Origin of the sequence: Legionella quateirensis, assembly GCF_001467955.1 — a bacterium.
GTDB classification, from domain to species: domain Bacteria; phylum Pseudomonadota; class Gammaproteobacteria; order Legionellales; family Legionellaceae; genus Legionella; species Legionella quateirensis.
Window position 1 is genome coordinate 85,580 of the sequence record NZ_LNYR01000041.1, and the last position, 22,541, is coordinate 108,120.

Consider the following 22,541-nt stretch of genomic DNA (forward strand, 5'->3'; position numbering starts at 1 on the left):
ATTAGTATTCCCAACCTTCATTTAAATCAATTATTGTGGTTCATTCATCAATTGTTCAATGTACCGTCTACAGGTTAAAGGGTGATGTAAAAAATTAATTAAATGACGTGTTCCACCAGTACCGGTGATGACCAAAGAACCGTATCGCAAAATACTTCCCAAAATGGATTGACGGATATCAATGGTTTCAATCTTACTCAAAGGTATATCAACTGTCTGCCTGACTATAATTCCAGTGCGTAAAATCACCTGTTTTCTTTTAATTGTTATGGAAGAAAAATAGAAGGTAACCCAAGTCATCAAAATCCAAAGTATTGCAAACAAAACCAGGATGAGACTAACTTGTCGCAATTGGACAATGTACACATAAAGTGCAATAGCTATTCCCAAACCCAGTATGGGTCCGAAAAATATAACCCAATGCAATCGGGTAAAGTAGATCACATTACTCTCTGTATTTGTCTCAGCCATTACACACCTTCATTTATGTTCTGAAAATAAACGACGCAATTGATAGTCCTTTGCTATTCTACACATAAAACAGTTTATTTAGCGATAGTTCCTTTCTTTATGTTACTATCAAACATAATGGGAATACAGTTATACACACGAACATTTTGAGAATAAAAATATGCGTTCTATTAGCAGATGCCTTAATAAACAGCTTCTGGACATATGCCAGCGCTCGATGCAACTGGAAGAACTGTCCAACAAGGTATCCAAAATTCTTCCTGAAAATTTAGCCGCTGTATGTCATGTTGGTAGCTTTTCAAAAGGTTGCCTTGTTCTGACTACATCAAACTCAGCCTGGGCATCACAATTACGCTATGCCATCCCCGAACTACGTGACAAGTTAAGAAAAGAAGCGGGTATGTACCAACTCTCATCGATAAAAATTCAATTGGTTGAACCTGATGTTCAATACACGAAACAACAAAACTCATCTCATGAATTAACAGAGAAAGCCAAAGCCTCTATCATTCGTGAAAGCGAACAATGTACCTATCAACCCTTGCGAAAAGCCTTGCTTCACCTTGCCAATGGCGAAGAAGAAATTTAATCGTTCTTTATTTTTATTCACAAGCTGTTTTCCTAATCCTGTTCACTACAACATGCTTTAACGACCTCGTAAATAATAATTCACTTTATCTATCTCTTCTTAATAATTTCTTAACCTTGATTCAATATAATAAGTCTTTATTTTTTAAAGAAAAGTACTCTTAAGTCAGGATATAGTTTAAATGATTGATGTCAACATCTGGTTATCAACAACCGTTCTATTCAAAAAGCGTATTACCAATGGAATTTTCGGTCCTCTGTTTGCATCAGAATCCTCTGGAGAGAATGTAGGACATGCGAATCTGACCTTAGATGTTAATGAGAGTTCTGAACACTATCACTATGTAGAAGCACATTTTGGTACCCTGAATCCCAAAAAAACCTTGAGTATAATCCCCACTCCAGTAATTGCTAAAGAAAACTGGTCACATGTAGCACCAAAAACAGTTAAAAGCTATCAATTCACTCACAGTAAGTGGCCCAAAACTATACCCAGTTTCGGAAGTATTTTTATAAAGGATACCAAACGCAGTATGCATCTGGGTTCTGGAACAATAGGCATTGAAGCTGATTTTAATACTCATGACAATGACATGATGAGAGAAGATGAGGGCAAGACATCTCATGTAGTGAAACATAAGAAACCCAGTAACGATTTTATTCAATCTGAAAAAAGAAAAAATCTTGACCTGCTGACCAATTTAAGCACTCTGGAAGTTAATTTTGAAAATTTAACCAAATGGCAAAATAAACTGGAACAACTTCAAATAGATAGAGCACGTCTCACAGGACTCCTCGAACACAATACAACCTCACATAAGAATGAAATTAATGCACTTAAATCCAATATTCAAAAAAATTCATCCAGTCTGGAGCAGATCAGCAAAAAATTAATTGCTTTAGGAAGAACTTACAGCTATTTAAACATCGTTCAAAATAGAGATACTGATACTCAAAAACAATTTTTAACCATCAAGGCGCAAATACAGAGTTTACAACAGGAGAGGGAACATCTCGTACATGAGAACCAGGAGTTCCTGAGAACCATTGATGAACTTGAATTAATTTTTGCAGACCAAATCAATAAAATTAACGATGATATTAAGAGCAATGAACGCACTATTCATTATTATACTGGCAGGATAGAAAAGGTTCAGCAGGAAACTAATGGAAGAACCCTTGAAGATTTGAATTTAATGCGTGCGGAATCTCGTAACCGAGTCGATTACACCTCTCGTAAAGAACAATTTTTACTTACTCATGAAAAAACTGAAGGCAGGCATCCTGATCACATCATTAAGCTACCAGTTCAATCGGACGGTTGGGATTACTATGTAGATGAAATTAAAATTCTCGAAGCCATGCAAAAAGAGCGTCAAAGCAGTACCTATTCCTTTATTTTCAATAACTGCGCTACCAGTGTTAAACGGTGTATATTAGCCGGTATAGACAAAACTTTGCGCGATCATTTAATCGATGCAGGATTGAAACAATCCTTTTTTAAGTTGAACACAATTGAAACCTGCAAAGGTTTAAGAACCTGGGCGAGAACGTTGGAAGCCAGTTTGATACGACTGAACTTTCCAACCCCGGAACAAGAAGATACCAAACCAGTAAGCCACCGTGCATTGGGAGCTTAAATCAAGCAAATTTAAGTTGTCTCCAGGCTTCGAATAAAATAATAGCCACTGCATTGGATAAATTCAGGCTGCGACTATTCTCAACCATTGGAATACGAATGGATGGATATTGAGTTCTAATATCGGCAGGCAATCCACGCGTTTCTGGTCCAAATAATAAGACGTCTTCTGATTGATAATGGACGTCGCTGTAGGTCTGCTCGGTCTTGGTCGTACAACAAAAAATTCTACGTCCCACATGCTGTGTTTGAAAATCGCTCCAATCCTGATAGTGTTGAACCGAAGCCCATTCATGATAATCCAAACCAGCTCGACGCATCCGTTTATCATCCAATTCAAAACCTAAAGGATGAATCAAATGAAGCTGAGCACCACTGTTTGCACATAATCGAATGATATTGCCAGTATTAGGAGGAATTTCAGGCTGATAAAGTGCAATATGTAACATGTGTTTGTACCTCGTTCTGTTTCCAGGTTGAATAGAGCCATAGCAATTGGCCGTAATGTACATGAAAAACGATTTACTGAATACTGTTTATCAAACTAGTAAAATAACTGGGGGGTTCTGTACGTGGATACCATGCCAAAGCGACTGAATTCGCATAAATTTTATTCTCGTTTAATACATGGAGCTCACCGGATTTTAAATAAGGATCTGCGAATTCTTTAGTTAAAACTCCATAACCAAAACCTGCGATAAATAATTGAGCGATACTTTCAGTATTGTTGATAAAATGACGTTCCGTTTGAATTTCTTCAAGCAAATCAAATTCTTTTAAATAAGTAAACGTCATGTCATCTGATGTATCAAAATCAATTATGTGTTCCGTCCTGATAATGTCATTTAAAGTTCGGTGCTTCCATTTGGAAGAACATACCAATAAATATTGTTCTTCTGCGAGTATTTTATGCGTCATTTCTGGTGAAATATGTTCTGGTTTTAACAGAACCAAATCACTGTCACCTGATTTAAGTTTTTGGCTTAAATCAGGTGAATCATCAATTTGATACGACATGAACAAATTGGGGAATTTTTTCATTACCGCCGTACATTGAGGTACTATTCGTGAACGCATAATACTGGCTGGACCAGCAATTTTGACTCGAGCAATTGAGGTAACTCCTGAACCATGAATATTAGCCAGCAATTCCCCTCCCATTGCCAGTACCTGTTGGCAAAAACGATGTAATTCCTTACCTTCTGCTGTAAGCAGCATACCGCGTCGACTTCTAATAAATAAAGTCGTCCTCATCTTTTGCTCTAACATGCGCAACCGTTGGGTTATTGCGGTTTGAGTTAAATTTAATACAGCGGCAGCGGCATGCACCGTACCTTCTTTAATAATTGCTTCAAAGGCGATTAATTGGGGATCAAGTAAAATCAATTTAATTCATCAAATAATAAAATTAATGAATTATATTTGTTTTTAGTTCCTGGGTACAATAGAAACCTAAACATAATCATTTTTTATACCCTATGTAAGGAGTCGTATATGAACAAACTAATTTATGCTGAAGCTCAGGATCCCGGTGCACAGTGTATTTTATTCGGTGCCAATACTCAGAAGGCAGGTACGGCACCAACCTTTTCCAAACCATCCGAACGGGAGCTATTCTCTGCTGATTTTATTAGACAGGTGGACAACACTTTATATTCCCTTCCAGAAAATTTTAAATCAGGAGCACAATTATTTGATGCCGGAAACTTACCTATCAACCATCACAGCATGGAAGAAGAAATAGAACTCGTTTCATCGTTCTTTAGTCAATGCCTGGAAAATAAACAAATACCCATCTGCCTTGGTGGTGATCATACAATAAAATATGCGGCTTTAAAGGCTTTAGATCACGTGATGCCCGGACAATACGGTGTTGTGTATCTGGATGCTCATCCTGATTGCGAAGAACAGAGCAGATTATCCTACAGCTCTATTTTACATCATGGATTTTTATTACCGTCGTTGAAACCGCAACAGATTATGCTGACGGGTATTCGACAATTTACATCTAGTGAAGCTAGAGCACTATGCCGTTATCAACCAGAAATTGGCATCATTAAAGGAAGTGAGTTTAATAATACCCATATAATAGAACTAGGTCAGAAAATTGTCGCACAATTCAAACATCTGAACTATCTCTACTTTTCCATTGATCTTGATGGATTGGATCCATCCTGCGCACCGGCAGTAGAAAGTCCATACCCAGGAGGCCCTAATTTAAATCAGCTTCTTTACCTCATCCATTATTTAAGAGAACAGTTCACCTTCGTCGGAATGGATATAAGTGAATTCATTCCCTATCTGGATACACAACACATTACGGCCTTATGTGCGTCTCGCATACTGAAGGAATTTTATAGTGTAATCTGACCAAGGAACTTCATCAGTTCTTCATGAGTGTAAGTACGACCGTAAATTAGGTCTGTAACTAGGGTATGTTGACAATTATGATTTCGACGTCGAGGGACGTTGGGAATATTTTGGTGAATTGTCAACACACTCTAATCGATAATCAGATTTTTAAATGATGTTTTAATTGCCGGCAATCCTGATGAATAAAATAAAAGTAATGTCGTTTGAAAACACGACATCTGATTATCATGATTCATGTGTTAAAGCGTTTGAAAATCGTCGTGCCACCCAATCGTGATCGAGGTAATCAAAACAATCCTGCAAAAAATCAGTTAATTCATCCTCTTCCAGGATATGCTCAAAACCGATTGGTTCCACGTCGTGATGAACATATTCACCAAAATAATGCATTGAAAAATCAATATAATCCCGTGTATGCAAAATAAACGTATGCCACATCTCATCTAAAATCAATAAAGGACCAAAAAGATACGTTTTTTTGCCCATTTTAGATCGCTGATTGTTTAACCACATCCAGGATAATAAATCTTCAAATATACATCGACCATCATCCAAAGAAAATTCGGGATGATGGTAACAGAACTGTGTGATAATTTTTTGATTTTTATAGGTTTTCAGTTCGTCGAGCTTGAAATTCATTATCTGCAACAAGTTTTTTTAGCACTAGGCTTCTTGGTAACAAAACGAATAATTCGGCAAATCATTTCTTCTTTAGTCATAATCATCTCAATAAATGAATAAGGATTGATAGTTTATCCTATTGTTTAGAAAGGACGCAATTGAATGTTTTTATTTTCATCAATTAGCAACATATGCTGCGCGGGCACATCTTCCCATCCATCGGCCAAATCATTCAGTTTTTCAGAGGATACGACAATATAAGCAGGTTTTCCCTCTTCCTTTATCCATAATCCATGAGTCGCTAAAACATATCCAACCAGATAATGTAATGTCAAAGGTTTCGTTTTTTTATGACTGGTATATCGTGTTGCGACTATTCTCTTTCCATCGGTAAGACATACATTATAATAAGAAACACCAGTATGTCCGAACTCTCTTATTACATCCTCGATTCTAAGTATCGTTTCTTGCAAAACATCTGCAACAACAGTGATTTGACTTAAATCTCGTCCTTTGGCAAGTTGCAAAAATAAACCAAATAAATGCTCGGAATCCGTATCACCTTTTACCCAGTGATAAATATCATCATCCAATAAATGCCGTATGTGCCGTTTGACATCGATAAAATCATTAATTTCACCGTTGTGCATTAACATCCAGTCGCCATAAACGAAGGGATGGCAATTAAAATTGGTAACTCCACCAGCACTGGCAGAGCGGACATGGGCAAAAAAACAAGGAGATTGAATTTTGGCGGTTAAATTCAACAAATTTCTATCATTCCAGGCAGGAAAAACAGAGGTAAATAAAGCAGGATCAGAACTGACTTCTGGAGCATACCAACCGACACCAAAACCATCACCATTAGTTCGCAAATTGGTTTCACGGGCATGAAGGCTCTGCATTATTATTGAGTTTTTAGGTGTGACTAATACATTTTCCAATAAAGTTGAACGTCCCAAATATGCAACGAGTCGACACATAATATCTCCCTATGGTTAACATTTTATACTGCTGTTCGCATACCATTCGCTAACACCAGGATCTGTATAAAATGGTTCTACAACCCCTTCCTGGCGCGGCATGTCCGCGCCATCCAAAAGACACTAGATACCGCGGACATGCCGCGGTACGTGTGCGATTACTGATAATGAAAAAAACTACTATCATTAGACCAGACTGAATTATCTAAAGTAAATTTTGCCTGCTCCTACTCATTTACCAAATAACACATCTGTTTTTATTCACCATAGCGCTGTTGTCCGGAAGTTTATAAGCTTCTTGAAATTGAGGCATATTGGCAAAACTTCCATTAACTCGATATTGAGCTGGCGGATGAGGATCAGTTGTTATCTGGTTCTGTAATTGTTGCGGTCTAATATTTTTTGCCCAAACATGTGCTGCGCCCAGGAAAAATTGCTGAGAGGGAGTAACACCATCAATGGTTTTAGCATTTTTATAATCATTTGATTGTAAAAATGCTTTATAAGCTAAAATCAGACCACCTAAATCTGCAGCAGCTTCACCAACAACCAATTTACCCTGTACGTGCAGAGTACCATCAACCTTATAGTTGGAAAATTGATCTGCAATACATTGAGTCGCTTTTTTAAATTTGGTCAAATCTTCGGGCTTCCACCAATTATTCAGATTTCCATAACCATCAAATTGTGCCCCCTGATCATCAAAACCATGGGTAATTTCATGCCCCATAACAAATCCTATAGCCCCATAATTCACTGCTGCAGGTGCATCAGGGTCAAAGAAAGGAGCTTGCAATATCCCGGCTGGCATATTGATGTTGTTCATGGAAACATCATAATAGGCATTGATCGTTTGTGGTGTCATCTCCCATTCGGATTTATCTATGGGCTTACCAATTTTATCCAGATCTCTATTGATTAAAAATTCATTAGCTCGTATTACGTTTAAAACATAAGGTCCTCTATCCACTTTAAGTTTGGAATAATCCCACCACTTTGTAGGATAACCAATCCGCTCCTGCATTAAATCGAGTTTCTTTAACGCTTCTTTTCGAGTTTCAGGTGACATCCAACTCAAGGAACTTAAATCTTGCCGCAAAACGCCGCGAATGTTCTTCAGGATTTCTTCAACCTGCTCTTTAGCCTTGGGAGGAAAATACTGTTCTACATACATTTTACCAATTGCAAAACCAAGAGCTCCATTTTCAGTACTCACTACCCTTTTCCAGCGAGGTAATATTTTTTCAATTCCTGTAAGAGCGCTAACCATTTTAAAATTCTGCTCAATAAAAGGCTTAGACAAGTAGGAAGCAAAAGCGTCAATCAAATGCCAGCGCAAATAAATTTTCCACTCATCCAGACTGATGGTTTTTAATAAGTTATTCATTCCCTTAAAAAATTCAGGCATGGCTAAATTAATACTGGTAAGTTGCCCCTGGCCTATAGCCTTTAGGTAGAATTGCCATGAAAAATCAGGAGTAATTTGCTCCAGTTCATTTAGAGTCATAATATGATATACAGCTTTGGGATCACGACGTTCTATTATAGGCATGGAAATTTTGGCGAGTTTGGTTTCGATATCCATTACAATTTTTGCTTCCTTGGCCGCTTTATCCGGGCTGTCGCCAAGTAACTGAAACATCTTGTCAAGATGGTTTACATAAGCGTCACGAATTTTTTTAAATTTTGGATTGTCGCTTAAATAATAATCTCGTTCAGGCAAACCTAGGCCACTCTGAACGGCAGCCCCTATCATCAACGTACTGTTTTTATAATCCTGCATACTGCCAAAACCAAATAAAGCATCAACACCAATTTGATGTAAATGAACCAGTTCCTTTTGTAGATCTTCAAGAGTGTTTATTGCCTCAATTTGAGCAAATTCGGATTGAATTGGAGCAATACCTACTTTATTGATGGTATCCTCATCCATACCACTAAAATAAAAATCCCCTACTTTTTGTTCGATACTGCCCGGTTTGACGTGGGTATTTTGGGAAGCCTTGATGAGCATCTGATGAATAATATCCTGAATGTGTTCATTAAGAATATTAAAACTGTCCCAAGAAGCATATTCAGCAGGAATAGGATTATTTTTTTGCCAGCTTCCATTGGCGTAAGAGTAGTAATCTTGACCTGGTAAGACTTTAGAATCGATCCATTGCAGACGCAGAGCATTACGTTGTTTCGTGGTAATATCTGCATCTGCGGAACAAACTGCTGAACTATAAATCAGTGGAAGAGCAATTAATCCTATTTTGAATTTCATCGTGCGACTCCTTTGCCTTTATATCGAGAGTATTTTACTAATTAATAGAATACAACCAATTAATTCAATAGTATTGAGATTTATGCGTATCTTTTAAAGTACTAATTTAATGAGAACCATCTTATGACCCTAATGGAACACCTTTACTGCGGGGAAGAACTGATTAATAAATCGTACCATCATAATTTCTCAGCCTTTATTCCAAAAAAAGCTAAAAATTAACCTGATGGTACACTTTATCTTGTATTAGGCTTCGACAGGATAATATTCAGATTGCATTGATGGCAAATAATTTTCTGCATCAAAATAGGTATATTCCCAAGCATCTTGCCTGACCATTAATTCACGTAATAGTCTGTTATTCAGTTCGTGGCCTGATTTATACCCTTCAAATGCACCAATTAAACTGGAACCCAACAGATATAAGTCACCGATTGCATCCAGAACTTTATGAGTCACGAATTCAGACTCAAAACGTAATCCATCTTCATTAAGGACACGGTAATTATCAACAACGATAGCATTATCCAAACTACCGCCTTTAGCTAAATCACATTCCCTTAATTTTTCATAATCGGAAAGGAAACCAAAAGTCCTGGCTCGGCATACTTCTTTAACGTAGGAAGTGCCGGAAAAATCAAAACAGACGGTCTGTGGCTTGTCATTAAATACGGGATGATCAAAATCAATTGTAAAGGAAACCTTATACCCTTTGTGTGGCAGGAACTGCACGTATTTACCATTGTCTTCAACACGAATGGGCTTAAGAATACGGATATACTTCTTGGCAGCATTTTGCTCTTTTATGCCAGCAGATTGAATTAGAAAAACAAACGGTGCTGCGCTGCCATCCATAATGGGCAGCTCGGGCGCATTAACATCAATATAGGCATTATCAATACCTAAACCAGCCAAAGCAGACAGAAGATGTTCCACAGTTGCAATTTTAACGCTTCCATGATGTAACGTAGTACAGAGCATGGTATCCCCGACATATTCGTAGGATGCTGGAATTTCAACGACTGGTGACAGATCCACTCTTCTAAAAACTATCCCTGTATTAACAGGAGCGGGTCTTAAGGTTAAAAGCACTTTCTCACCGGAATGCAACCCAACGCCAGTAGCCTGGATTACCTTTTTAGGAGTTCTTTGTTTTATCATTCAGTGCTCACCTTTCTTCTTTATTTATTTTGCGCGCAAAAACCTCTTGATCTTAGCAACAATTTATTGATTAGTCTAATTTTTTTCTATAATTAAACAGTATACAACTATTTTATTCCTGATAAAGTTATCAGGATTTACAAAAAAAGCTCAACCTCTTCGCGCGTCCGAAGGTGTTTCTAATCTAAAATCAAAATCCTTAATCAAGAACAAATCACTTGATTGAACAACCCCACTCAAGTGTCATTCAAACGATCACAACCTTAAAATACACAACCTACACAAGGTTGTGCTCTGTTCCAGATTCCCAATCGTTCAAAAAACACTTGTGTGATCGATCAACTAGGCTTCCTCTTCCTGACGACGAAGGAAGGCAGGTATATCCAGATAATCAACATCCGGAACACTGTCACTTACAGAACTTTTTTGTTTTGCAGAAGATGTAGATACAGCGGCACTCTGAGCTTGTTTACGAATTACGGCAGGTCTATCCAATTGATGATAATCAAGGGAACCATCACTTCGGGTGGATTCCATTAATCGTGCTCGTTGGCCTTGTTGTTGTGGCTGTTGATGACGTTGTCTCATATCGCCCAAACCAGTAACGATCACAGTAACCCGCATTTCATCGGTCATTTCAGGATCAATTACTGTACCTACTACTACGGTCGCATCATCAGAAATAAATTCTTTAACCACGTCGCCAACTTCTTCAAACTCTCCTATAGACATATCAAGACCGGCAGTAATGTTGACCAGTATTCCTCGTGCTCCAGAAAAATTCACATCTTCCAATAATGGAGAAGCAATTGCAGCCTCAGCTGCCTGTCTTGCTCTTTGCTCGCCAACGGCACTTCCAGTTCCCATCATGGCCATGCCCATTTCAGACATTACAGTTCGCACGTCAGCGAAATCCACGTTGATTAAACCGGGACGAGTGATTAAGTCAGAGATACCTTTTACGGCACCAAGCAATACGTTGTTTGCCGCTTTAAACGCATTCAGCAAACTGATATTTTTGCCTAAAACACTTAATAATTTATTGTTAGGAATCGTGATCAATGAATCGACATGCTCTGCCAAACGACGAATTCCGTCTTCAGCTGCAAGAGCACGTTGTTTCCCTTCAAATGAAAATGGTTTGGTTACCACAGCAACAGTCAAAATTCCCAATTCTTTGGCAATCTCGGCAAATACTGGAGCGGCTCCTGTTCCGGTCCCGCCTCCCATGCCTGCTGTAATAAATACCATATCAGCGCCACTTAATATTTCTCGTATATGATCTCTATCTTCTTCCGCAGCTTCACGGCCTATTTGCGGGTTAGCTCCAGCACCCAAGCCTTTAGTCAGTTCGTCGCCTAATTGAATATGAATTTTTGCATTGGAGCCTTTCAATGCTTGAGCGTCTGTATTAGCACAAATAAACTCTACACCGTCTATATTTTCAGCAACCATATGTTCCACAGCGTTACCGCCGCCACCGCCAACACCTACAACTTTTATCACAGCATTATTATCTTGATGGCTGCTTTCCATTAATTCAAACATAACCCCGCTCCCCTAGTGTGCTGCTTTTTTTCTGCTTATCACTTTAAAACAGTTTTGTGTATGTTGCATTATGATGCAACCCCTAATCATGTACTTAATCTTTGTAAGTATTCTTTAAACGTTTATTTAATAATTTTTTAATTAATTAAAAATTACCTTGAAACCATTCTTTCATTCGTGACCAAATTCCCTTGGTATTATCATTCAATGCCGGCACATTATATCCTCCTTCATATTGCTGTTGGAAGCCATGAAGTAACAAGCCAACACCGGTAGCAAAAGATGGATTTTCGGTAGCTTCTGCCAACCCTGAAACATGATGCGCACATCCTTTTCGAACTGGCATTTCAAAACAAAGTTCCGCAAGTTCAGTAGCACCTCTAACATTAGAAGCCCCACCGGTCAGTACAATTCCTGCAGCCATTCTGTCTTCAAAACCACTGCGTTTTAATTCATTGCGAACCAAAGAAAATAATTCTTCATATCGAGCTGAAACTACATCAGCTAGTGCCTTGGCTGATATTTTTCGCCCAGGTCGTTCATTGACACTTGCAACTTCAAGCATTTGGTTTGAATTAGCCAATTCAGGTAAAGCACAAGCGTGACTCAATTTAATTGCTTCAGCAGCCTTGGTTGGTGTTCGTAAGGCCATGGCAATATCATTAGTCACCTGATCTCCTGCGATAGGTATTACTGATGTATGCTGAATTGCACCTTCACAGAATATGGCAATATCAGTAGTACCCCCACCAATATCAATCAAACAGACACCCAGATCTTTCTCATCTTCAGTGAGTACTGCATGACTGGATGCCAATTGCTCCAGAATGATGTCGTTCACTTCCAGTCCACATCGACGTACGCATTTTACTATATTCTGGGCGGCGCTGACCGATCCTGTGACAATATGCACTCGAGACTCAAGTCGGACACCAGCCATGCCTATAGGTTCACGAATACTTCCTTGATGATCAATTATGAATTCCTGAGGCAGTATATGTAGAATTTTTTGATCTGCAGGTATGGCCACAGCCTTGGCTGCATCAATAACCCGTTCGACATCAGCCTGAGATACTTCCTGATCCCGAATAGCAACAATTCCGTGAGAATTCAAACTGCGTATATGACTACCAGCGATCCCTGCATAAACAGTTCTGACTTCACAGCCAGCCATTAATTCAGCTTCCTGCACTGCACGCTGTATGGAATTAACTGTGGCTTCTATGTCAACGACGACTCCACGTTTTAAACCGCGAGAAGGATGACGGCCAATTCCAATTATTTCAATCGCTCCATCGGAAGTCACTTCACCAATTAAGGCAATTATTTTTGAAGTGCCAATATCCAATCCAGTGATAATATTTTTTTCTATTTTTTTAGCCATTATCGTCCCGTTTGTTGTTTCCACTGCACTGCCATACCACGCGGATAACGTAAATCCACGCTTGCCAACTGATCTGCTTTTTCAGCAAATACTGCAGGATATGCTTTACAAAAACGCAGCAATCGCGCCTCTAACTCTTTCTTTCCCAAGTATATTTTTACGCCATTACCCAGTATTAATACCCAGGCCTGATTGTCTCTTAAGCTCAATCCAGAAGCATTTAAACCATAGGATGATAATATCTTACTCAATTTTTCGTAAACTTGTAAGACGTCTAATTGTTGACCTGTCGGTCCTTTTAGTTTTGGAATGTTTAAATCAGCTGGAACATCGCCTTCATTAAACAAGGTGCCATCCTCAGTCATCAAGGCATTTCCCCAAATGGCAACCGGATTCTTTTCCACAAGTTTTATTTTTATAGTATCAGGCCAGACTCTTTCTACATAGGCACTGTCAATCCAGTTTATTGCATTAAGCTCGTTTTGTAATCGGCTCACCGGCAAAGCAAAAAAACTGGCGCTTAAATGTTTTGCCAACACGCCTTCCAATTCTTTATGACTCACATGTTCATAACTGGCAGCTACTTTAATCGTAGTAATTGGGAAACGATCTGCATCAGCAAGATATAAATAGCCCAGGCGCCCGGCTAACAGCACGGCGCTTACAATCAATAACCCCAACAGGCCGACATATCGCAGCCCATCGGAATCAACATCCTTTATCTTGATGTTCTCTTTCACAGGTAATTGGTCACTAAATGTTGTCGACAGTTTTGGTGTGTCATTGCAATTTGAATCAGTTCATCAAGCAGATCAGGGTAAGTCAAACCACTTGCTTGCCACAATTTTGGATACATACTTATTGAAGTAAAACCAGGCAATGTATTGATTTCATTAAAATAAATTTCTTCTGTTTTATCATTCACAAAAAAATCAACTCTCGCCATTCCTTTGCATTTTAATCTGGAAAAAATCTCAGCGGCAGCCTGTTTTAATCGTTCGTCCAATTTATTATTTAATAGCGCTGGAATAATTAAATCGGTCTGACCACTTTCCAGATATTTCGCAGTATAAGAATAAAAGCCATCGGGATGATTCACCCGAATTTCTCCCACAACACTGACTCGTGGCGTGGCAGAAGGTTTGATATTTTCTAATACCGCCAATTCAATTTCTCGACCCTGAATGTATTCCTCAACCAGGATTTCCTCGTCATAGCGTAAGGCATCATCTACAGCGGCAACCAATTCAGCCATATTTTTGGCTTTATGAATACCCACACTGGATCCTAATGAGCAGGGTTTTACAAATAAGGGCCAGCCAAACTCCGCGGAAACTTCGCTACAAAATTGCTGTCTTTCAGCCGAAGTGGTATGCCATGATAATAATTTATACTGAGCAGAATGAAGGCCATTAATACATGCTACTCGTCTTGCCATATCCTTATCCATACCAATGGCTGAAGGCAATACATCACAGCCAACATAGGCAACTCCCGCCAGCTCGAGCAAACCTTGCAAACTGCCGTCTTCGTATAATGGACCATGTACTACAGGAAAAACCACATCGGCTTCAACGGCCAGGCGACCATTACTTACCAGACTATCTAACGGTTTAGAATGTTCTGTTATTACGGGGAGTTTTTCTTTATAGTTCAGTAAATCGGCATAAGTGTGCAAATGAAACTGGCCATTTTTATCCATTGCTATTGGAATAATATGATATTTCTCAGAATTCAAATGCCTGAGAACCGATGATGCTGAAATTAATGACACTTCATGCTCACCTGATTTTCCACCATAAAGCAAAACAAGGTTGATAAGCTTAGACATTAACAGTCTCCAATAATATGTACTTCGTGCATCAACTCTATAGTTGTTTGCTCTTTAACTTTAGTTTGCACCAAATGAATCAATGCTTCAATATCTGCAGCAGATGCAGTTCCCTCATGATTGATAATAAAATTGGCATGCTTCTGAGAGACAACTGCTCCTCCTATCTGAAATCCTTTCAAGCCACATGATTCGATAAGCCGCGCAGCATAATTTCCAGGGGGATTTCTAAATACTGAACCACAATTGTATTCATTTGTTGGTTGAGTATTGGTGCGATGTGCCAACAAATCTTTTATGACCTGTAGCGAAGTCTCTTTGTTACCCGGGGACAATTTAAAAGTAGCGGAAATAAACCACTCATTGTCCAATCCAGCCACATGTCTGTAAGCGACTTCAAATTCTTCTGGTTTTCTTACTCTAATCTCACCATGGCGGTTAATTGTTTGAACCTCGATTACTGATTGCCATGTTTCGCCACCATGACAGCCCGCATTCATTCTCAAAGCACCGCCCATGGTACCTGGAATACCAGCCCAGAATTCTCCGCCGGAAAGATTATTGCGTGCAGTAAACCGTGCCATACTGGCGCAGGACACGCCCGCTTCAACTCGGACAGTATCCTCATTTAACAGGCTAATTTCTTTTAAACAGCCCTGAGTAACTACTACTGTACCTGAAAAACCTTTATCACGTATTAAAGAGTTAGAACCTAAGCCCAACCATAACAAGGGTTCATTCTTGGGAAGCTGACGAAGGAATACAACTAAATCAGCCAGATGAGCTGGCTTATAAAGTCGAGTTGCAGGCCCGCCCACACGCCAGGTTGTATAATCAGCCAACGGCTCATTAAACAGCAATGTACCCTGACATTCAGCAGCAAGACCACAATCCTTTTCCATTATGCTCATGTTAATTCTCACCCTTTTTTCATCAGGTTTACTGCCATTTGGCCAATATTTCCAGCCCCCTGCATCAAAATAACATCGCCGTCCTTAATAAATTCATCCAGTTTTTCTTTTAGAGACTGTTCAGTAACCATGGTCACTCTTCTGTCGTTATCCCTGATTCCCTTGGCTAATCCCTCACTTGAAATACCTGGAATAGCTTTCTCACCCGCAGCATAGATATCAAATAAAAACAGCTCGTCAGAAAGACTTAAAACATCTATAAATTGATTATATAAAGATTGTGTTCGGGTATAACGGTGCGGTTGAAATACATGCACCAAACGTTTATCTGGCCAAACACGTCTGAACGCATCGATAGTAGATAATATTTCTTGTGGATGATGTCCATAATCATCAACGACTATAGCAGAGCCGTGTTCAAACTGTCTTTCACCCAGCATTTGAAATCGTCGTCCTACACCCTGAAATTTTTTCAGACCACGAATAATGGAATCATCATCGACACCCAGCTCTGTTGCAATTGCAATCGCAGCCAGGGCATTCAACACATTATGACGACCAGGATACTGAAACTCAATCGATAATTGCGAATAAGGGGCTGGTCGAATCACAGTGAACTGACTGAGCATTTCATTTTGTGTCCAGTTCACAGCGCGATAATGAGCCTCCTCTTTAAATCCATAAGTTAGAGTAGGTCTTTGGATTGCCGGAAGAATTTTTTGAATTTCTTCATCTTCAATGCACACCACAGCCAGACCATAAAAAGGTAAATGGTGTAAAAATTCAAGGAATGTGGTTCTTAATTTATCAAAATCATCCTCATAGGTATCCATATGATCAGCATCTATGTTGGTAACCACAGCCATCATAGGTTTTAAAAATAAAAATGAAGCGTCGCTTTCATCTGCCTCAACTACAAAATAAGCGGATTTACCCAGTTGCGCGTTGCTGCCACAGCTGTTTAATTTTCCACCGATAACAAAACTGGGATCGAGTCCCCCTTCAGCAAGAAGGCTACTGACCAGACTTGTAGTCGTGGTTTTTCCGTGAGTACCCGCAATAGCAATCCCATGTCTGAATCGCATTAACTCAGCCAGCATTGCTGCTCTTGGAATAACGGGGATCATTAATTCACGTGCGGCAATAATCTCCGGATTATTCATATCAACTGCCGAAGAACGCACTACAACATCAGCACCCTGAATATTCTCAACTCTATGGCCTATATGAACCTGTATACCCAATGATTTTAAACGCTGTACCGTGCTGCTTTCACCAATATCAGAACCCGTGATACGATAACCTTGATTATGCAACACTTCAGCAATACCGCACATGCCAACGCCACCAATACCAACAAAATGAATTTGTTCTACACGCCCCATCCTTGTAGATAAAAATGGTCCTGAATTATTCACAATTCCCCCTTATGCCGTTTGCGTTCTCAATCCAAGAGACTGCCAACGATTTTCATGGTCTATACGCAATAACAATGCGACAACCACACAATTAATCACCATACTGGCACCACCATAACTAAGTAATGGCAGAGTTAGCCCTTTTGTAGGCAACAAACCCGCATTTACTCCCATATTGATTGCAGCCTGCAAGGCCAACCAAAAAGTCAGACCGTATGCTGTATATGAAGCAAAAAGGCGATCTTGGACATGGGCTGTATATGCGATATTAAGTCCCCTAAATACAAGTATACTATACAATAGCATTACTACTAAAATTCCAAACAAACCCAATTCTTCAGCAAGTACAGCAAATAAAAAATCAGTATGTGCTTCAGGTAAATACATCAGCTTTTGAATGCTTTCCCCCAGACCTGAACCAAACCAGCCGCCACGACCAAACGCGATCAACGACTGAGTGAGCTGATATCCGCTGTTATACTGATCAGCCCAAGGATCCAGAAAGGCAGTTAACCTGGCGACACGATACGGTGATGAAATGGCAAGAAGCGCAAGAGCGCCGATCACTACAATCATTAAACCAATATAATACCTTAATTTCACTCCCGCCAGGAAAAGCATGGCCATTACCGTTCCTGAGATAACAACAGTAGCTCCAAAATCCGGTTCCAGCAGCAATAAAAATGAAACAACGCCCAGAATTACCATTGGCTTGATAAAGCCGAAAATACTTCCACTAACCGCTTCCTGCTGCCGTACCAAATAGCCGGCCAGATAAAAAATCATGGTTAATTTTGCCATTTCCGACACTTGAATGCCTATGGGTCCAAAAGCAAGCCAACGCCTGCTCCCATTCACGGTTCTCCCGATCCCAGGAACCAATACAACAAGCAACATGACCAAACAGATGATCAACATGGGCATGCTTATTTTTTCCCAAAAACTGCTGTCAGTTCGTACCACAACCAATGCCAACATTAGGCCAAAAAATAAATAACAGGCCTGACGAATTAAAAAATGAAAGGGTTGCTGGAAGTATTTTGTCGAGATCATCACCGAGCTGGAAGCGACCATCATCAAGCCAATAATTAATAAACCAAAAACAGCACCAATCAACCACTTATCATAAAGTGATATTGGTTTACTTACGGGTTTACCTCTTTGATTTAAATGTCTCGGTCGCATTCTGCCTACAATCCATTAACGGAGGAAGCAAATACATCCCCCCTATGATTAAAATCACGAAACATATCCAGACTCGCGCAGGCTGGCGATAACAAAACAACATCGCCTGGTTTTGCACAGGTCTTCGCCAATACCACAGCATTATCAAGCGAGGACGCGCGAACTACAGGCACAACATGAGCAAGAGCAGCTTCCATTTTGTCAGCATCCTCACCAATGAGCACTATAGAACGAACAAAATCCGCAATTGGTTTTGTCAAATCGTTAAAATCAGCGCCTTTGCCTTGCCCCCCAGCGATAAGAACAATTTTACCTTGCATAGCCCCCCCTATTCCATTAATGGCAGAGATTGTTGCACCTACATTTGTTCCTTTTGAATCGTTTATCCACTCTACACCATCCAGAGATCTCACCCATTGACAGCGATGAGGTAACCCTGCAAATGTTTTTAAAACCTGAAGAATGTGTTGTTCTGGAACTCCGGCTGCTTCAGCCAGAGCACATGCTGCAAGCGCATTGAGCCAATTATGTACTCCTTTGATCAATAAGGAGTCTACGGACACGAGACATTCACTTCCTTTTGCCAGATAAATGGTTTCATCTTTGGAAATTAAACCCCAATTCTCCCGGGTAGGAACATCACTGCCAAAAGATACACGGTGTATACCTGGATTCGATGTCTCATTGGGGATAGTCGCCTCATCCTGACGATTTACAATGGCTGTTTTAGCTCGATGATATATACGTTGTTTGGCCTGTGTATAGGCCTCCATAGTGTGATGTCTGTCTAAATGATCAGGAGTTACGTTAAGAATTGTTGCCGCGACAGGAGATAAAGAATAAGTCAGATCCAGCTGAAAACTGGATAATTCCAGAACCCATAAATCATACTGATGCTCATCAACCAGCATATCCAGAACGGGGGTACCAATGTTACCTGCGACAGCAACACGGAAGCCAGCAGCCTTCGCCATATCGCCTACCAGGGTAGTCACTGTAGACTTGCCATTTGTTCCTGTAATCGCTATTACTGGTGTATTAATCTCTTTAGCCAAACATTCAATATCACCATAAACGTTTACGCCTGATTGTATCGCCTGTTTTATAAAAGGTGTATCAAGAGATAATCCAGGACTGGTAATAATATCCGTTAATTGGCTTAATTGTTCCTCAGGTAGCGATTGAAGATAAACAGGAACATGAGGAAATTCTGCTTTAAATTCAGCCAGTCCAGGAGCCTCTTTTCGAGTATCATATACTATAAAGGATTTATTCTTCCTATGCAGGTACCGTGCTATAGATAATCCTGTTTTGCCTAAGCCTGCGACTAAATATAAAGTATGATTCATGAATGCACCTTGCCTATCGTAGTTTTAATGTAGCCAAACCGCATAACACAAATACAACAGTAATAATCCAAAATCTGACTATGACTTTAGGTTCCGACCAACCTTTTAATTCAAAATGATGATGTAACGGAGCCATGCGAAACAATCGTTTACCGTGAGACATTTTAAAATACCCCACCTGCAAAATAACCGAGATTGTTTCAATAACAAATAATCCACCCATTATTAATAACACAAGTTCCTGCCTTACGACTACAGCCACTATGCCCAATGCTGCGCCTAAAGCCAGTGAACCGACATCCCCCATAAATACCTGTGCGGGATAACTGTTATACCAAAGAAATCCTAAACCTGCTCCGACAATTGACGAGCAAAAAATGGTTAACTCACCTGTATTGGGTACAAACGGAATAGCCAAATAATTGGAATACACCGAATTACTGGAAGCGTATGCAAAAACACCCAAGGCGCCCGCTACCATAACTATAGGCATAATTGCCAATCCATCCAATCCATCCGTTAAATTTACTGCATTGCTACTACCTACAATAACAAAATAAGCAAGAATTGGAAATAAAATACCCAGATCCAAGGTCACTGTTTTAAAAAATGGCAAAATCAATTGGGTGTTCACTGGCAAATTGGCATTCATATATAAATAAAATACTGCAATCACCGCAATAACGGACTGCCAAAAATATTTCCAGCGACCCGGCAGACCTTTACTGTTTTTTAGTACCAGCTTACGATAATCATCAACCCAACCAACTACACCATTACCCAGAGTTACCAACAATACCAACCACAAACTGGATTGTCTTAAATCACACCAAAGCAGACAACTGACTGTAACAGCCAATAATATCAATACCCCACCCATAGTAGGCGTACCTGCTTTAGATAAATGCGATTGAGGGCCATCATTACGCACCATTTGGCCAATCTGCAACCCACGCAACCAGTTAATCATCAAGGGACCGCACAATAGACCGACCATTAATGCCGTTAAAGAAGCTAATATGGATCTGAAAGTCAGGTATTGAAAAACTCTTAACGCATGATACTGTCCTTGAAATAGCTGCGTTAGCCAATAGAGCATAATTTTTCCTCATGTTAATAATTAGGGTTGTGCTTTTTTACACTACTGTTAAAAACAAACCCTGAGTGGGGCAAAAAGCGACCAAGCATATCACATTCAAATCGAATCAATTAAGCAGTTTATGCACAATTTTTTCCATAGCGCTAGAGCGGGATCCTTTTACTAATACAGTTGTATTATCTGAAAGCTCCTCGAGCAAACTTTGAACCAGTTCTTCCTGATTGGAAAAATGTTGTCCTCTATCGCCAAATGCCTGTGAGGCTAACAGGCTATGTGTTCCACAACTCAACAATTGATCAATCCCTAATTGGTTCGCAGCTAATCCAACTTCCTGATGGTGTTGTGTCGCCCAATCACCTAATTCACCCATATCTCCAAATACAAATATCCTTTTTCCTGGCCGCATCGCCAATACTTCCAAAGCAGTTAACACGGAGCGTAAATTCGCATTATAAGTATCATCAATAATCGTTGATTTGTTTTTTCCGGGTAATACGGTCATTCGCCCTTTTACCCCACTAAACTGGTTTAAACCTTTTTGAATGTCCTGAATTGAAATACCAACAGCATAACAACAGGTTGCAGCAGCCAAGGCATTTTTGACATTATGTAGACCGGGCACTTGCAATTCGATGTCAGTCCTGGCATTAGGCAATACTAAAGAAAAATGACCTCGTCCATGTGTGTCCAAACGTACATCCTGCGCATAAACATCTGCTGGATGATCGGCTGAAAATCTTAATACTCTTTTATCAGCAATCAAATTATCCCAGAAATGGGAATAGGCATCATCATCATTGATAACAACAGTTCCATGAACTGATACACCTTGATGTATCTCCCCTTTAGCACGAGCAACACCATCAATAGAGCCAAATCCCTCAACATGAGCAGGGGCAATATTATTAATCAAAGTTACATCAGGATGAACAATTGCCACCGTATGAGCAATTTCTCCGGGATGATTTGCTCCCAATTCAAAAACAGCGTACCGATGTTGATGATTTAACTGCAACACACTTAAAGGGGCACCGATATGATTATTTAAATTGCCTTTAGTTGCATGTGAAGGAGGAGGTAAAATAGCGGCTATCATTTCTTTTACTGTAGTTTTTCCATTTGAGCCAGTTAATGCAATGACTGGACAATGAAGTTTTTGTCGATGCGCTTCTGCAATTTTGGCCAGAGCCAAAACAGGATCATCTACAACAAACTGAGGTATTTGCACACCCGGAATGGCTCGATTAACCACCGCAGCAATAGCTCCCTTTGCTTCAACTTCCTTGATGAAGTCATGCCCATCAAAGTTATCCCCTTTAATGGCAACAAAAAGATTTCCTGGCTGAATGGTGCGGCTATCGATACAAACACCAGTAACTTCAGTGTTAATCGAACAGGTTTGAGAAAGCAATGACGCAATAGTATTTAGATTCATGATATCTACATAAGGCTAAAAGTCTAGTGTACTAACACTCACGCTTAGAGTTCAAGATGAATCGTAATCAGAACTTCTCAGAATGTGATAATCAACATTAATTTATAGAAAAATCACCAGGGTGTGTTGACAGCTCATCAATATATTCCCAACGTTCCGCGACTTGTTCCTGAATTATCCTCACTTTTTAAAAATACGCATTTATTAATTTTAATTTGCAATTTTTATAAGATCGTCATCCTCGCGAAGGCGGGGATCCATCCTAAAATTTAGCAC

At 39.7% G+C, this 22,541-nt stretch carries 20 protein-coding genes; 3 read left to right on the plus strand and 17 right to left on the minus strand.

Going from position 1 to position 22,541, the window contains the following annotated elements:
• Positions 1 to 30 precede the first annotated feature (30 nt).
• A complete protein-coding gene (locus Lqua_RS14420; protein WP_058474985.1) occupies positions 31 to 471 on the minus strand; it encodes a PH domain-containing protein in 441 nt (146 codons plus the stop codon).
• 160 nt (positions 472 to 631) lie between these two features.
• Here Lqua_RS14420 and Lqua_RS14425 point away from each other — a divergent pair, with 160 nt between their 5' ends.
• Both Lqua_RS14425 and Lqua_RS14430 read left to right on the plus strand, forming a co-directional pair.
• The gene (locus Lqua_RS14425) at positions 632 to 1,060 is read left to right on the plus strand and encodes a DciA family protein (protein WP_058474986.1); all 429 of its coding nucleotides are present in this window, start codon (positions 632 to 634) and stop codon (positions 1,058 to 1,060) included.
• Positions 1,061 to 1,241: 181 nt separating this feature from the next.
• Positions 1,242 to 2,699, plus strand: a complete 1,458-nt coding sequence (locus tag Lqua_RS14430) for a hypothetical protein (RefSeq protein WP_058474987.1) — start codon at positions 1,242 to 1,244, stop codon at positions 2,697 to 2,699.
• Position 2,700: 1 nt separating this feature from the next.
• Here Lqua_RS14430 and trmL read toward each other — a convergent pair whose 3' ends face one another.
• Together trmL and Lqua_RS14440 are read right to left on the minus strand one after the other, a co-directional pair.
• Positions 2,701 to 3,147 carry a tRNA (uridine(34)/cytosine(34)/5-carboxymethylaminomethyluridine(34)-2'-O)-methyltransferase TrmL gene (gene trmL / locus Lqua_RS14435; RefSeq protein ID WP_058474988.1) on the minus strand — a complete coding sequence of 149 codons (447 nt, stop codon included), beginning with the start codon at positions 3,145 to 3,147 and terminating at the stop codon, positions 2,701 to 2,703.
• A 73-nt stretch (positions 3,148 to 3,220) separates the two neighbouring features.
• Positions 3,221 to 4,084, minus strand: a complete 864-nt coding sequence (locus Lqua_RS14440) for a LysR family transcriptional regulator (protein ID WP_058474989.1) — start codon at positions 4,082 to 4,084, stop codon at positions 3,221 to 3,223.
• A gap of 108 nt (positions 4,085 to 4,192) precedes the next feature.
• Between Lqua_RS14440 and Lqua_RS14445 the strand changes: the two genes are divergently transcribed.
• Positions 4,193 to 5,068, plus strand: a complete 876-nt coding sequence (locus tag Lqua_RS14445; RefSeq protein WP_058474990.1) for an arginase family protein — start codon at positions 4,193 to 4,195, stop codon at positions 5,066 to 5,068.
• 228 nt (positions 5,069 to 5,296) lie between these two features.
• Here Lqua_RS14445 and Lqua_RS14450 read toward each other — a convergent pair whose 3' ends face one another.
• From Lqua_RS14450 to Lqua_RS14515, 14 genes are all read right to left on the minus strand, one after another.
• A complete protein-coding gene (locus Lqua_RS14450; RefSeq protein WP_058474991.1) occupies positions 5,297 to 5,710 on the minus strand; it encodes a glycine-rich domain-containing protein in 414 nt (137 codons plus the stop codon).
• A gap of 125 nt (positions 5,711 to 5,835) precedes the next feature.
• Positions 5,836 to 6,675 (minus strand): class II glutamine amidotransferase, encoded by an 840-nt coding sequence (locus Lqua_RS14455; protein WP_058474992.1) that lies wholly within the window; start codon positions 6,673 to 6,675, stop codon positions 5,836 to 5,838.
• Between the two features lie 235 nt (positions 6,676 to 6,910).
• On the minus strand, positions 6,911 to 8,944 hold the full coding sequence (locus Lqua_RS14460; protein WP_058474993.1) for a M13 family metallopeptidase: 2,034 nt from the start codon (positions 8,942 to 8,944) through the stop codon (positions 6,911 to 6,913).
• Between the two features lie 246 nt (positions 8,945 to 9,190).
• The gene (gene lpxC, locus Lqua_RS14465; RefSeq protein WP_058474994.1) at positions 9,191 to 10,105 is read right to left on the minus strand and encodes a UDP-3-O-acyl-N-acetylglucosamine deacetylase; all 915 of its coding nucleotides are present in this window, start codon (positions 10,103 to 10,105) and stop codon (positions 9,191 to 9,193) included.
• Positions 10,106 to 10,447: 342 nt separating this feature from the next.
• On the minus strand, positions 10,448 to 11,653 hold the full coding sequence (ftsZ, locus tag Lqua_RS14470) for a cell division protein FtsZ (RefSeq protein WP_058474995.1): 1,206 nt from the start codon (positions 11,651 to 11,653) through the stop codon (positions 10,448 to 10,450).
• A gap of 145 nt (positions 11,654 to 11,798) precedes the next feature.
• Positions 11,799 to 13,037: a cell division protein FtsA gene (ftsA, locus tag Lqua_RS14475; protein ID WP_058474996.1), complete on the minus strand. Its 1,239-nt coding sequence runs from the start codon at positions 13,035 to 13,037 to the stop codon at positions 11,799 to 11,801.
• Positions 13,037 to 13,777: a cell division protein FtsQ/DivIB gene (locus tag Lqua_RS14480; protein WP_083501353.1), complete on the minus strand. Its 741-nt coding sequence runs from the start codon at positions 13,775 to 13,777 to the stop codon at positions 13,037 to 13,039. The genes ftsA and Lqua_RS14480 overlap by 1 nt, the downstream gene beginning before the upstream one ends.
• The gene (locus Lqua_RS14485) at positions 13,774 to 14,868 is read right to left on the minus strand and encodes a D-alanine--D-alanine ligase family protein (RefSeq protein ID WP_058474997.1); all 1,095 of its coding nucleotides are present in this window, start codon (positions 14,866 to 14,868) and stop codon (positions 13,774 to 13,776) included. The genes Lqua_RS14480 and Lqua_RS14485 overlap by 4 nt, the downstream gene beginning before the upstream one ends.
• Positions 14,868 to 15,779, minus strand: coding sequence for a UDP-N-acetylmuramate dehydrogenase (murB, locus tag Lqua_RS14490; protein WP_058474998.1), 912 nt, complete (start codon positions 15,777 to 15,779; stop codon positions 14,868 to 14,870). The genes Lqua_RS14485 and murB overlap by 1 nt, the downstream gene beginning before the upstream one ends.
• Before the next feature lie 8 nt (positions 15,780 to 15,787).
• Positions 15,788 to 17,197, minus strand: a complete 1,410-nt coding sequence (gene murC, locus Lqua_RS14495) for a UDP-N-acetylmuramate--L-alanine ligase (RefSeq protein ID WP_058474999.1) — start codon at positions 17,195 to 17,197, stop codon at positions 15,788 to 15,790.
• Positions 17,198 to 17,206: 9 nt separating this feature from the next.
• Positions 17,207 to 18,382, minus strand: coding sequence for a putative lipid II flippase FtsW (ftsW, locus tag Lqua_RS14500; RefSeq protein ID WP_058475000.1), 1,176 nt, complete (start codon positions 18,380 to 18,382; stop codon positions 17,207 to 17,209).
• Between the two features lie 5 nt (positions 18,383 to 18,387).
• Positions 18,388 to 19,731 carry a UDP-N-acetylmuramoyl-L-alanine--D-glutamate ligase gene (murD, locus tag Lqua_RS14505; RefSeq protein WP_058475001.1) on the minus strand — a complete coding sequence of 448 codons (1,344 nt, stop codon included), beginning with the start codon at positions 19,729 to 19,731 and terminating at the stop codon, positions 18,388 to 18,390.
• Between the two features lie 13 nt (positions 19,732 to 19,744).
• Positions 19,745 to 20,830, minus strand: a complete 1,086-nt coding sequence (gene mraY / locus Lqua_RS14510) for a phospho-N-acetylmuramoyl-pentapeptide-transferase (protein WP_058475002.1) — start codon at positions 20,828 to 20,830, stop codon at positions 19,745 to 19,747.
• 106 nt (positions 20,831 to 20,936) lie between these two features.
• Complete coding sequence (locus tag Lqua_RS14515) at positions 20,937 to 22,265, minus strand: UDP-N-acetylmuramoyl-tripeptide--D-alanyl-D-alanine ligase (RefSeq protein ID WP_058475003.1); 1,329 nt, start codon at positions 22,263 to 22,265, stop codon at positions 20,937 to 20,939.
• Positions 22,266 to 22,541: the final 276 nt, after the last annotated feature.

Coding starts and splice junctions, on each gene's coding strand:
- Lqua_RS14420 (WP_058474985.1), bottom strand. CDS start 471: ATGGCTGAGACAAATACAGAGAGTAATGTGATCTACTTTACCCGATTG.
- Lqua_RS14425 (WP_058474986.1), top strand. CDS start 632: ATGCGTTCTATTAGCAGATGCCTTAATAAACAGCTTCTGGACATATGC.
- Lqua_RS14430 (WP_058474987.1), top strand. CDS start 1,242: ATGATTGATGTCAACATCTGGTTATCAACAACCGTTCTATTCAAAAAG.
- trmL (WP_058474988.1), bottom strand. CDS start 3,147: ATGTTACATATTGCACTTTATCAGCCTGAAATTCCTCCTAATACTGGC.
- Lqua_RS14445 (WP_058474990.1), top strand. CDS start 4,193: ATGAACAAACTAATTTATGCTGAAGCTCAGGATCCCGGTGCACAGTGT.
- Lqua_RS14450 (WP_058474991.1), bottom strand. CDS start 5,710: ATGAATTTCAAGCTCGACGAACTGAAAACCTATAAAAATCAAAAAATT.
- Lqua_RS14455 (WP_058474992.1), bottom strand. CDS start 6,675: ATGTGTCGACTCGTTGCATATTTGGGACGTTCAACTTTATTGGAAAAT.
- Lqua_RS14460 (WP_058474993.1), bottom strand. CDS start 8,944: ATGAAATTCAAAATAGGATTAATTGCTCTTCCACTGATTTATAGTTCA.
- lpxC (WP_058474994.1), bottom strand. CDS start 10,105: ATGATAAAACAAAGAACTCCTAAAAAGGTAATCCAGGCTACTGGCGTT.
- ftsZ (WP_058474995.1), bottom strand. CDS start 11,653: ATGTTTGAATTAATGGAAAGCAGCCATCAAGATAATAATGCTGTGATA.
- ftsA (WP_058474996.1), bottom strand. CDS start 13,037: ATGGCTAAAAAAATAGAAAAAAATATTATCACTGGATTGGATATTGGC.
- Lqua_RS14485 (WP_058474997.1), bottom strand. CDS start 14,868: ATGTCTAAGCTTATCAACCTTGTTTTGCTTTATGGTGGAAAATCAGGT.
- murB (WP_058474998.1), bottom strand. CDS start 15,779: ATGAGCATAATGGAAAAGGATTGTGGTCTTGCTGCTGAATGTCAGGGT.
- ftsW (WP_058475000.1), bottom strand. CDS start 18,382: ATGCGACCGAGACATTTAAATCAAAGAGGTAAACCCGTAAGTAAACCA.
- murD (WP_058475001.1), bottom strand. CDS start 19,731: ATGAATCATACTTTATATTTAGTCGCAGGCTTAGGCAAAACAGGATTA.
- mraY (WP_058475002.1), bottom strand. CDS start 20,830: ATGCTCTATTGGCTAACGCAGCTATTTCAAGGACAGTATCATGCGTTA.
- Lqua_RS14515 (WP_058475003.1), bottom strand. CDS start 22,265: ATGAATCTAAATACTATTGCGTCATTGCTTTCTCAAACCTGTTCGATT.